This window comes from Desulfosporosinus cupriresistens, from assembly GCF_001707885.1.
Taxonomy (GTDB): Bacteria; Bacillota; Desulfitobacteriia; order Desulfitobacteriales; family Desulfitobacteriaceae; genus Desulfosporosinus.
Map to the genome: position 1 here is coordinate 25,001 of NZ_MASS01000025.1, position 12,390 is coordinate 37,390.

9 protein-coding genes are annotated in these 12,390 nt (G+C 41.1%); 8 read left to right on the plus strand and 1 reads right to left on the minus strand.

Annotated features, from left to right (window positions below):
• Position 1 precedes the first annotated feature (1 nt).
• From DSBG_RS11540 to DSBG_RS11550, 3 genes are all read left to right on the plus strand, one after another.
• Positions 2-1,837, plus strand: a complete 1,836-nt coding sequence (locus tag DSBG_RS11540) for an ASKHA domain-containing protein (protein ID WP_068964480.1) — start codon at positions 2-4, stop codon at positions 1,835-1,837.
• A gap of 134 nt (positions 1,838-1,971) precedes the next feature.
• Positions 1,972-3,540, plus strand: coding sequence for a methylenetetrahydrofolate reductase C-terminal domain-containing protein (locus DSBG_RS11545; RefSeq protein WP_068964481.1), 1,569 nt, complete (start codon positions 1,972-1,974; stop codon positions 3,538-3,540).
• Positions 3,541-3,644: 104 nt separating this feature from the next.
• Positions 3,645-3,962: a DUF6951 family protein gene (locus DSBG_RS11550; protein WP_068964482.1), complete on the plus strand. Its 318-nt coding sequence runs from the start codon at positions 3,645-3,647 to the stop codon at positions 3,960-3,962.
• A 169-nt stretch (positions 3,963-4,131) separates the two neighbouring features.
• Here the strand turns inward: DSBG_RS11550 and DSBG_RS11555 are convergent, their stop codons facing one another.
• Complete coding sequence (locus DSBG_RS11555) at positions 4,132-6,222, minus strand: glutamine synthetase III family protein (protein ID WP_068964483.1); 2,091 nt, start codon at positions 6,220-6,222, stop codon at positions 4,132-4,134.
• 508 nt (positions 6,223-6,730) lie between these two features.
• Between DSBG_RS11555 and DSBG_RS11560 the strand changes: the two genes are divergently transcribed.
• The 5 genes from DSBG_RS11560 to dsrM all read left to right on the plus strand — a co-directional run bounded on the left by DSBG_RS11560 (position 6,731) and on the right by dsrM (position 12,388).
• Positions 6,731-7,570 (plus strand): CvfB family protein, encoded by an 840-nt coding sequence (locus DSBG_RS11560; RefSeq protein ID WP_068964484.1) that lies wholly within the window; start codon positions 6,731-6,733, stop codon positions 7,568-7,570.
• A 219-nt stretch (positions 7,571-7,789) separates the two neighbouring features.
• Positions 7,790-8,218 carry a YaiI/YqxD family protein gene (locus DSBG_RS11565; RefSeq protein WP_068964485.1) on the plus strand — a complete coding sequence of 143 codons (429 nt, stop codon included), beginning with the start codon at positions 7,790-7,792 and terminating at the stop codon, positions 8,216-8,218.
• Between the two features lie 110 nt (positions 8,219-8,328).
• Entirely contained in the window at positions 8,329-10,176 is a 1,848-nt protein-coding gene (htpG, locus tag DSBG_RS11570) for a molecular chaperone HtpG (RefSeq protein WP_068964486.1), read from the plus strand.
• Between the two features lie 638 nt (positions 10,177-10,814).
• Positions 10,815-11,369 (plus strand): RsbRD N-terminal domain-containing protein, encoded by a 555-nt coding sequence (locus DSBG_RS11575; RefSeq protein ID WP_068964487.1) that lies wholly within the window; start codon positions 10,815-10,817, stop codon positions 11,367-11,369.
• Between the two features lie 17 nt (positions 11,370-11,386).
• On the plus strand, positions 11,387-12,388 hold the full coding sequence (gene dsrM / locus DSBG_RS11580) for a sulfate reduction electron transfer complex DsrMKJOP subunit DsrM (RefSeq protein ID WP_068964488.1): 1,002 nt from the start codon (positions 11,387-11,389) through the stop codon (positions 12,386-12,388).
• Positions 12,389-12,390 lie beyond the last annotated feature (2 nt).

Genomic DNA, 12,390 nt, shown 5'->3' on the forward strand with positions numbered 1-12,390 from the left:
TATGCAAATAACAATACTCCCAAATAGGGTTATGTCAACTATGGAAAATGAAACTTTAATGGAGGCTCTGATTCGTCATCATCTTCCTGTACAAAATATATGTAACGGTAAAGGAACTTGTGGTAAATGCAAAGTTCGAATGACAGGCCATGTCACTCCACCAACTGAACGCGATTTAGAGCATCTCAATGACACAGAAATCAAGGCGGGAATCAGACTTGCCTGTGCTGTGAAGCCAGAAGAGGGAATGCTCATTGAACTTAATTTTGTAGAAAGTCAGGACAGGAAAGAAAGTGTCCTCCTTGGCTTGAAGGCAACTAACTTAAATCCCGGCATTGAAAAAGTGTATGTGAAGTCTAGTTTACCGTCGCTAGCGGATGAGCGGGGAGACTGGGATCGATTTGTAGATGAACTAAGCATTGCCACAGGCAAAAGCTACGATAAAGCAAGTCTTTATGTGTTAAGTAAAGTTCCTGCTGTTTTACGCGCGGGCGAATTTGCCCTAACGGCTACAGTATATGGGGACGAGATTTTGGATGTTGAAGCGGGTGACACAACAAAACGTTTTTATGGTGTTGCAATCGATATCGGCACAACTAGTGTAGCAGCGGCTTTAGTTGATCTGAATCAGGGAAATATTGTAAAGGTTGTTTCTGCTGAAAATGAACAAACCGCTTATGGCGCAGATGTGATCTCTCGTATTACTTATGCCCGAGAGAGCCAAGAGAATGCCTTAACTCTGCGTGCTTCTGTTAGAAGGACAATTAATCATTTGTTGGAAGAACTTGCCGCCCAAACTAACGTAAGCAAGAATGAGATCTACAAAATGACGCTCGTTGGCAATACTACCATGCACCATCTCTTCATTGGACTAGAGATATCTCATTTGGCAGTGTCACCATTTGTCTCCGTTTGCAATAGACCACTGGAATTCACAGCCGATGAATTGGAGATGGAAATTAATCCGCGAGGAAAAATCTTATTCTTACCAAACATCGGAAGTTTTGTTGGAGCGGATACTGTAGGGGCAATAATGGGGGCTTCTGCAGTCTTAGAATCAGGCAATCATTTGCTGATCGACTTAGGAACCAACTGTGAGCTATTTTTAAAAACAAAAGATACAATGATTGCTTGTTCTACGGCAGCTGGGCCAGCATTTGAGGGCGCTGGTATAGCTCATGGAATGAGGGCGAAAATAGGCGCCATTGAAGGAGTGTCCCTTACAACTGAAGGGCAAGTAATCTGTCAAGTAATTGGAGATCAGGAACCCATTGGGATTTGCGGCTCAGGTCTTATTGAAGGGATTGATGAGTTAAGGAAAGTTGGGGTTGTTAACAAGCAGGGCAAGATTGTTGATCCGGAAAAGTCTCAAACCCTTTCCCCAGAGCTAGGCAAAAGAATTCGCATGGGTGAAAAAGGGCGTGAGTTTGTCTTAACTTATGGAACTGACCAGGGATTTGATGTGACCTTAAGTCAAAAAGACATTGGGGAGTTGCAGTTAGCTAAAGGGGCAGTATGCGCAGGGATAAAGACATTGGTAGAAATGGCCAAAATCACTATAGCTGACCTGGATTCGGTGACTTTATCGGGGACCTTCGCTACCTACCTTAAAGCGATCAATATTTTAAATATTGGTCTTGTACCGAATATTGCCCCAGAGAAAATTAAGACGGTAGGCAATGCTGCTCATGTGGGGGCGCTTATGGCCCTGATTGATCGGCAAGAGTGTACTAAGGCTGGCGAGTTATATCATAGAATTAGCCATGTCGAACTTGGAGGAAGTCCCAAGTTTTCCAATTATTTCATGACCAGCATGTACCTTGAAAGGAACAGTTAAATTTTTTTTAACAATGAAAACTAAAAATTTGAAAATTTCTATAAATTATGCTTAAGAAGAGTTATAATGGTACAAAGAGAGAGTTTTGTCCAGATGTCCAGAAGTAATAGACGAAAAAGGAGAGGAACTGAGAAATGGAAAACAAGTTCAAAGAGTCAATACTTGACAAGAACGTGCTATCCGTGACGTGGGAGCTCGTGCCTGGGAGGGGCGCAAATGAAAAGGCACAGCAAAGTGCTATCGCTTCTTCAGAACAAGCTGCAAAAGGTGGCAGGGTCCATGCACTAACCATCACTGATAATCCTGGAGGTAATCCGGCGATGCTCGCAGATTATCTGGGTGTGGAAATTCTTGGTATGGGTATTGAGCCGTTAGTACATTTTACCTGTAAAGATAAGAATCGTAACCAAATGGAAAGTCAATTATATGCTCTAGACCGTGCAAAAGTTCGTAACCTCTTAGTTATGACAGGAGACTATACGTATACGGGATTTGAAGGACGCCCTAAACCAGTCTTTGACCTAGATCCCTGCAATGCCCTAAAATTAATTAGTGAAATGAATAAGGGATTAGAAATTCCCGGCATGAAGGGACCAACTTATCACGCGCCTAGTGACTTTTTCGCAGGAGCAGCCTTTTCTCCATTCAAGGCCACAGAGGCTGAACTAATGGTTCAATACTACAAGTTGAAGAAGAAAATTGAAGGCGGCGCTAAATTCATCGTTTGTCAGCTCGGTTACGATGCTCGGAAGTTCCATGAGGTAATACAGTTCTTGAAGGTTAATAAATTAGATATTCCAGTCGTGGGAAATATTTATGTTCTCCCATATGGGGCAGCAAATGTCATGAATCAAAATAAGTTGCCTGGCTGCGTTGTCACTGACAAACTTTTGGCAGAACTCAACACCGAAAAAACTGCTGCTGATAAAGGCGTTGGTACGCGTATGTTAAGGGCAGCGAAATTGTATGCCATCCTAAAAGGCATTGGCTGTGCCGGGGTTCATATCGGAGGGCACAACCTTAAATACGAACAAGTGGAATACATCATCGACGAGGGAGAAAAGCTATACCCGAAATGGCAAGAGCTGGTTAAGGAATTTGATTATCCTCAACCCAACGGATTCTATTACTTTGAAAAAGATGAAAAAACAGGTCTTAATACTGATCGTCCCACAAATCGTGCAAAACTCCCGTTAGATGCTCCTGCTGGTGCGGGCTATTCGTTTATGCGGAAAATGCACGCTCTCATGTTCACACCCAACAAGAAACTATTCGGCATGATGCGCGGGATCTATATTTCGGCTGAGGGTAAGAAACGCATGAAGAAACTGCATTTCTTCGAGCATATGGCTAAAGTTGCAATGCTTGATTGTAAGGATTGTGGAGACTGTGCTATGCTGGATCTAGCCTATCTCTGCCCTATGTCTCAATGCCCTAAAAATCAACGCAATGGAGCTTGTGGGGGAAGCTTTAATGGTTGGTGTGAGATATATCCCAATGAGAAGAAATGTTTCTGGGTCAGAGTCTATGCTAGACTCAAGAAGTATGGTGAAGAAAGATCCTTAGATGTGCCTATGGTGCCACCACCTAATTGGGATTTTTATCAGACATCCTCTTGGGCTAATTTCTACTTAGGAAAAGACCATTCGGCGCCTATCTTGGGTATTAAGCGTCCACCGAGTAAGGTTCCGGTGAGTAAATAGTAATTTGTAATTCAGGCCAGCTTGTAACTTTCATACACGCTATAATTATCTATTTGTATTGTCACAAGAACTCAAATTTATTTTAAATTTTGGAGGGCATTAAGATGGCAACAGGGGTTATACACAGTGGTGTCTGCGGTTTCACCATTAACGTCAAAGCTGTTTGCGAAGATCGCCATAAGGTGAAATTGGAGATAACAAGCGATTGTCCCAATTACCAAAAAATTGCTCAAGAACTAACAGAAATTGATGCCTTCAAAGAAATCTTTCAAAAACTTCATATGGGGACAGTCTATCAAACGTTTGCAAAATATAGTCCGCATCCAAGTTGTCCTGGAGTATCGGGAATTATGAAAACTGTCGAAGTGGCAGCAGGTTTGGCATTGCCACAAAATGCCAGCATTCAGATAACGAAGGAATAACGTTAAAGATAATTATGAAAGAGACCCATTAACGATTTGGTAGGAACGTTACTGGGTCTCTTTTTAGAATGTGCTCAGTTTAAGAACGTAAAATAGAGTAGATAGTAGTTAACTATCTACTCTATTGAATTTGTTCAGATTCCAAATCTACAACTGCATATGCTCGCTATTAAAGCATAAATAACATTTGAGCATACGTGGGAAGCGGCCAAATCTCAGCGTCAATCATGGTTTCAAGTTGATCTCCATCGACTCGGAGGTCTTGCATTGCTGTGAATACGACATCACGATAGCAAACGGCTTGCTTATAAGCATCTGTTATGGCGGTCGCTTCTTGAACACCTTTTTCAAGAGTGGCTAATTTTGCTTTGAAAGAAACAAGGATTGCGCAAACATCTTTTAGAAGTTCTTCTTGAGCAGAGACATCAACTGCATCGGATGCAGATTTAATCGCATTGATCGATGTCGCCAGTTGTGTAGAATACTTGACTGCTGCGGGCATAATCATATTTTTAGCCATATTGATCATGGTTAGAGCCTCAATATTAATTTGTTTGGTATACTGCTCTAAATTGATTTCATAACGGGATTCTACCTCGGTACGGTTTAATACTTTATGCTTTTCATATAAGTCTACAGTAGCCTCACGAGTTAGAACTAGAGTGGCATCAACAGTTGAGTTTATATTGGGGAGTCCGCGTTTTGCAGCTTCTTCAACCCACTCTTGTGAATAACCGTTGCCGTCAAAGAGGATTCGTTTGTGGTTTGTGGCGGTTTCTTTAAGGAGCTCTTGAAGGGCTTTATCAAAGTCTGGCGCTTGTTCCAGGCGATCAGCGAATTGTGAAAGTATTTCAGCTACAATTAGATTAAGCACTACGTTAGGGCCAGCAATAGATTGCGAGGAAGCAACCATCCGAAATTCAAATTTGTTCCCAGTAAATGCGAAAGGAGAAGTGCGATTGCGATCGGTCGAATCTTTTTGGAATGCTGGCAAGGTTTTTACGCCACTGGCCAATTTCTCTCCTTGGAGGGAGCGATTAATTGTTCCATTTTGTAATTGTTCAATAATATCGGAGAGCTGATCTCCGAGGAATATGGAAATAATAGCTGGTGGTGCTTCGTTTGCACCGAGACGGTGGTCATTACCAGGGTTTGCTGCTGAAAGTCGGAGTAACTCCGCATAATCATCAACTGCTTTGATTACAGCACAAATCATCGTCAGGAATTGGAAATTCTCGTGAGGGGTTTGGCCGGGTTCGAGGAGGTTGTGACCATCATCTGTGGACATAGACCAGTTGTTGTGTTTACCGGAACCATTGATTCCAGCATAAGGTTTTTCATGAAGCAAGCAGACCATGTCATGTTTAAGGGCCACTTTTTTCAGGCTGTCCATGACAAGTTGGTTGTGGTCGGTGGCGATATTCGTGGTTCCAAATATTGGTGCGAGTTCAAATTGAGCGGGAGCCACCTCATTATGTTGGGTTTTGGCAAGAACACCTAGTTTCCACAATTCAACGTTTAGTTCATGCATAAAAGCGGCTATGCGTGTCTTAAGACTTCCGAAGTAATGGTCTTCTAACTCTTGGCCCTTGGGAGCCATAGCCCCAAATAAAGTGCGGCCAGTTAACATGAGGTCCATCCGTTTTTCGAAGAACTTTTTGTCCACGAGGAAATACTCTTGCTCTGGTCCAACGGTACTAATGACTCGCTTGGTTGTTGTATTGCCAAAGAGTTTTAATATGCGCATAGCTTGAATAGAGAGAGCCTCCATGGAGCGTAAGAGAGGAGTTTTTCTGTCGAGGGCTTCTCCAGTGTAAGAACAGAAGGCGGTGGGTATGCATAAGGTTAAGGTGCCACCATCTTCTTTAAGGAAAGCTGGGGAAGTGCAGTCCCAAGCTGTATAGCCTCTTGCTTCAAACGTGGCGCGAATTCCGCCACTGGGGAAAGAGGATGCATCGGGCTCGCCTTGAATCAGTTCCTTGCCGGAAAATTCCATATTGACGAGGCCGTGATTTGCAGGGGAGATAAAGGAGTCATGTTTCTCAGCCGTGATTCCAGTTAAGGGTTGGAACCAGTGAGTAAAATGCGTTGCCCCTTTTTCTATTGCCCAATCCTTCATGGCATTGGCAACGATTTCAGCGACAGCGGGATCAAGCGGAAGTCTACCTTCGATCGTTTTACGCAGGGATTTGTATGTTGCTTTCGGTAAACGCTCTCTCATTACAGCGTCATTAAAGACATTTTCTCCAAAAATTTTCATTATGCATTTTACCCCTTTCAAGACTTGGAATATTTTGTAAGCTGTAAAGAAACAAAAAGATCCCCCTCAAAGATTGTTTTTCAAATCTTTAAGAAGCATCATTGCTCCAACCGAATATACTATAAATTTATCACTTTATTAGATAACTGACAAGAAAAATTTTCAAAGTATACAGTATTTGTGTCTTTATTATAGAAGCCTTAATGAAACTTAGTTAAGATTAAGTCATTTGGTTTCAAATTTGAGGAGAGAGATAACTTTGTCAAAGACCATTGAGCGCACTCAGGCCCTTTGTCCACTAACGTGTTTGCATTTACTAAGCTGAAGAATTTGCTTAAATATTCTAAGGCATGGTACCATTGTGACTCTATTTTGAAGTTCAATGCTGAATCGATATGTTGGGTTATAGTAGTGAAGATGGCATTATAATGGTATAGTTATGGGATGAGAATGAATTTTTTCAGCATTGGCAACCCTATAATAAAAATAGTGGAAAGAGGATTTTAACATGATAGAGATCGGGAGAATCCAAAAACTAAAAATTTCAAATTTCACATCTTTTGGTGCCTACTTAGATGCAGGAACAGGCGTTCGGCACGATAATATCCTACTGCCAATAAAACAATTACCGGAGGATTCTAAAGAGGGAGACGAACTAGAGGTATTTATTTATAGAGATTCAGAGGAACGGCTTATCGCCACCCGGAAAAAGCCTTTGGCTCAATTAGGAGAATTAGCTTATCTAAAAGTCTCCGCAAAGACTAAGATTGGTGCCTTTTTGGATATAGGTTTAGAAAGAGATTTGTTCTTACCATTTCATGAGCAGAAATTCCCGATACAGGTAGGCAAGGACTATTTAGTGAAGGTATACTTAGATAAGAGTAAGAGATTGAGCGCTACGACAGAAATTTATGAGTACCTAGAGGCAGAATCTCCCTATCAGAAGAACGATAAAGTAGTGGGAACGGTTTACTCTGTAAATCCAGATATTGGAGCCTTTGTAGCCGTAGATAATAAGTACATGGGACTTATTCCTGTCAGTGAGTTTTTTAGCGATTTGCGAGAGGGCGATCTAGTTGAGGCCCGGGTTATCAGGGTAAGGGAAGACGGCAAGCTTGACTTATCGCCACGAGAGCTTTCCTATATACAAATGGATAATGACGCATTGAAAATACTCCAAGGGATAAAGAATCATGGAGGATTTCTTTCGCTAAATGATAAAAGTAGCCCCGTTGAAATCCAAAGTCGCTTACAAATGAGCAAAGCCGCATTTAAAAGAGCAGTTGGGAAACTCCTCAAGGAAAATAAAGTGCAGCAGACCGACGGAGGCTTAAAGGAAATACTTTAACACCTATGTCACAACCAGAGTAATCCAAAGACAATACCGACTAAAGCGACCAGGTACTAGCATAGGCACCGCCTAGTCAGGATTTGGCAACATAACTGTTTATACGTGTAATACGTATAAGCCATAAACTAGTTCAAACTTCACCAAAAGGGATGAAACATAGAAGATGCTGTAGGTAATTGCTCAGGAGGAACTTATCGTTGAGATGAGGGTATAGAAATGAAAATTATTGTGGATGCCGACGCTTGTCCGAGGAATGTTTTGCAAATTTGCCTAACAATGGCACGTGAGCATGCAATATCTGTTTGGACGGTTGCCAGTTTCAATCACAACATTGAGTCTGACCATCACGTGGTTGTAGGAAACGCTTCGCAAGAGGCTGATATCAGGGTAATGAATCTGGCTCAAGCAGGTGATGTGGCAGTTACCCAAGATTGGGGTCTGGCGGCAATGTTGTTGGGAAAAGGTGTTAAGTGTTTAAATCCTGTTGGGAAAGAGTTTAGTACAAATAATATTGAATTTTTATTGGAGGAACGCGAGCTTAAAGCTAAGTTCCGACGGAGTGGTGGCAGAACTAAAGGACCGAAAAAGAGAGTAGTAGAAAATGATCAGCAGTTTGAAGCTTGTCTGCGGAAAATACTTACATAGTTCTAGTGCAAAAGATTTTGACTTTTGGACAAAGTTGATTAAACTAAGGGGTGTAGGGTTCTTCGGGACGGCATCCAACACTTACATTGAAAAAATAACGGAGGTAAATAATGAGTACAGTAGTAGAAACAAAGGAATTTCAAACGGAAATTCGGCAATTGTTAGACATTGTAATTCACTCGCTCTATACTGAACGCGAAATTTTCTTAAGAGAGCTCATTTCCAACGCAGCAGATGCAATGGAGAAACTGCGCTACATGCAGCTTACAGGCCCAGTGGTTAAAGACAAGGATTTGGAATTAGAAATCCATATCGATACGGATGATAACGCTCATACGTTAACCATAACCGATACCGGCATAGGGATGACAAAGGAAGAATTGGTAGAGAACTTAGGAACAATAGCTCATTCAGGCTCCAAAGAATTCATTAAACACCTCTCAACTAAAGGGGATCAAAAAGATCTTAACCTTATTGGTCAATTCGGGGTTGGGTTTTACTCCGCTTTTATGGTCGCTGATAAAGTGACGCTATATACCCGTTCCTATCAAATGGACGGTGAAAGCTTAATTTGGGAATCCGACGGTGTGGGGAGTTATACAATTACAGAAGGAGAAGACTTAAGCCGAGGCACGAAAATGGTCCTTCATTTAAAAGAAGATGCCCATGATTTTGCTAAAGAGGAAACGATCCAACGTGTGATCAAACAATATTCCAGCTTTGTGCCATATCCTATTAGTGTCAATGGTCAGAAAGTGAACACAGTTGACGCACTTTGGACAAAAAATAAAAATGAGATTACAGATGATGAGTACAACGAGTTTTATAAGTTCATTGGAAATGCTTATGATGAACCGCTTTTCCGCTTACATTTCTCTTCAGATGCCCCGTTAAATATTAATACGCTGTTATTTGTTCCCAAAGAGAATTTTGAACAGTTTGGTTTCGGGCGAACGGAGCCAGGGGTAAGTCTTTATTGCAAAAAAGTTCTTATCCAGGAAAAATCCCAGGCTGTTTTGCCAGAGTGGCTGCGCTTTTTAAAAGGAGTCATAGATAGTGAAGAGCTTCCGCTTAATATCTCCAGGGAAACCATGCAGGATAGTGCTTTAGTTGGTAAGCTTAACAAAGTGGTGACAAGTCGTTTCCTAAAATTTCTTGAGAATCAAGCGGCCAATGAGCCTGAAAAGTATAAAGAGTTCTGGGAAAAGTTTAACTTCTTTATTAAAGAGGGAGCGGCAAATGACTTCACGCATCGCAAAGAACTCCTCAAACTTTTAAAATTCGAATCGTCAAACACCCAGGCTGGGGAGCTGATTTCGTTAGCTGATTACGTCAGTCGGATGAAAGAAGATCAAACGGCCATATATTATGTCAATGGCCCATCACGCGAGGTCATCGAGTCCGGTCCTTATCTGGAAATATTCAGGGACAAAGGCCTAGAAGTGATCTACACGTATGCGGCAATTGATGACTATATTTTTGGTTCGGTGGGGGAATATGAAGGAAAAAAACTCACTTCTGCAGACCAAGCTGATTTGGATTTAAGCGATAGTGAGCAGAAGGCCAGAAGTGAACACGCTCTTGCTGAAGAGGATGTTCAGGCCTTGACCAGTTGGTTAAAAGAGGTGTTGGGTAGCAAGGTAACCGAGGTCCGAGAATCTAAGCGCCTAGTTGACAGCCCAGCCGTTGTTCTAAGCCCATATGGCACGAATAGCATGCAGCGTATGATGCAACTTGTAAATAAAGATTTGAATAACGTAGGACCCAGCGTGTTAGAGATTAACGCTGCTCATCAGATGATCAAACGATTAGATTCGGCTCGGAAAAACGGGGACACGTTTGCTAAAATTGCAGCGGAGCAAATATTTGAGAATGCCCAAATTGCTGCTGGGCTTATTGTTGACCCTAGAGGAATGGTAAACCGACTCAATGAGATTCTAGAACGTGCATTAGGATAGGATGAGAGACTATAAAATGAATAGTTAATTAGGAGAGGAAGAAAAGGATTGCTGAGATTTAATCGCAGTTCTTTTCTTCCTCTTATTTTCACTTATATGGTGGATGGATTGTCCACCTATTAGGAATTCGAGTGGAATTGAAGTTAGTGTATTACCAACAGAAGTGCATAATATTTAGAAAAATCAGCCTTTATAGACAAATTTCCAAAGTTAGTCATTGACTAATTCCCTGCCAATGTGATATTTTTAACAGGTAGAAGCTAGTTCGTATTTGCACAAGTTTGTTGATGTTGGTAAAGCGAAAGGTGTTGCTACAATATGATTATCTAATTGATCAATAAGGAATAAGAATTTTACAAGCTAATGAAAATTCCTTAGACTGATAGTGATAATAAGGACAAATACAAGTCTGAACTGCTGATTTTACATCACACCACGCATATCGTCTACACGGTACGGTTGGCGTGCCTAATTAATCTAAAAACGTTCTGATGGAAAGGTCGGTGTTGGATGGGGGGGATTGGCGCCATTCAGCATCGACTGAATTGTCTTGCACAAAAAATAAAAGGGTGTCTGAACGGTCTCCATAAGATTAAGAAAGGTTTTTTTGCTTATTAAACTACAAGGAGTGGTTGGAAATGGATATCAAGCTTAAAGACCTTATTGAAGGAAAGAAATCCGTCATTTTAGAAAGGTGGTTTGATGCAATAATAGAGACCTATCCGACTGATGCTACAGGCTTTTTGAAAAAGAAGCAAGATAGGTTTGCTAATCCAGTGGGCCATGCGATATCGAAGGGAACAGAAGGTATCTTAGAAGTGCTCGTCGGTGAGAAAGAACTTTCTGAGGATTTGCCTTTTCTCAACGACATTATTAAAGTTAGAGCGATTCAAGATTTTACCCCATCGAAGGCAATATCCTTTGTTTTTCTGCTTAAAAAGGTAGTTAGAGAAACGCTGGAAAAGGAAATTAGGCAGAACCAGATCTATGATGCATTGTTAAGGTTCGAATCAAAAATAGATGATCTGGCTCTTTTTGCCTTTAATATATATGTAAAATGTCGAGAACAGATTTACGAACTAAAGACAGATGAACTAAAAAGAATGACTTACACACTACTAAAAAAAGCAAATTTGATGTATGAGATCCCAGTTCCAGAATTCGAAATCAAAGACCCAAAATGTAATGCATAAAGGAAGGAGGTCGTAGAGTGAAAGCATTGTTGTCTTTCCTCGCAGTAATTGTACTCATTCTGATCGCTACCCTAGGAGTGGATGTGGCAAATTTACATTTTCTATTTGGTATTATCATACCTTATCTGGCCTTTGTCATGTTTGTAGGTGGATTTGTCTATCGTGTCCTAAAATGGGGTCGCTCACCGGTGCCCTTTCGTATACCTACAACCTGTGGACAGCAAAAATCTCTCCCATGGATCAAGCAAGCTAAGATCGAAAACCCGACAACTTCCCTCGGTGTTGTGGTTAGAATGGCTTCAGAAATATTCTTTTTCCGTTCCTTATTCAGAAACACGAAAACAGAATTAAGAGTAGGTGCAGACGGCCCGAAATTATCCTATGGTTCAGCGAAGTGGCTTTGGGTTGGTAGCTTAGTTTTTCACTGGTCGTTCCTCATAATTATCGTCAGACATCTTAGATTCTTTTTGGAGCCAGTACCGTATTTCGTACAAATAGCTGACAGTATTGATGGTATGTTGCAAATTGGTTTACCACCGATCTATTTGACGGATCTTTTCTTTTTGCTCGCAGTTACATTCTTGTTCCTCAGAAGAATTGTTATTCCACAAGTTAAGTATATCTCTTTAGCTGCTGATTATTTCCCTCTTTTTATGATAATGAGCATAGCGATTTCAGGAATGCTTATGAGGTACTACTATAGAATTGATATTGTCGCTGTCAAAGAATTAGCACTTGGATTAGTTCAATTGCACCCAGTTATTCCTGCAGGAATTGGAGCTATCTTTTATATTCACCTGTTTCTTATCTGTACATTGTTTGCCTATTTCCCTACGAGCAAGTTAATGCATATGGGTGGTATATTCCTCAGTCCTACACGGAATATGAAAAATAACAATCGTATGGTAAGACACATCAATCCATGGAATCCTGAACTAGAATATCATACCTATGAGCATTACGAAGACGAATTCCGAGAAAAAATGAAAAAAGCTGGTATACCGGTGGAAAAGGAGTGATC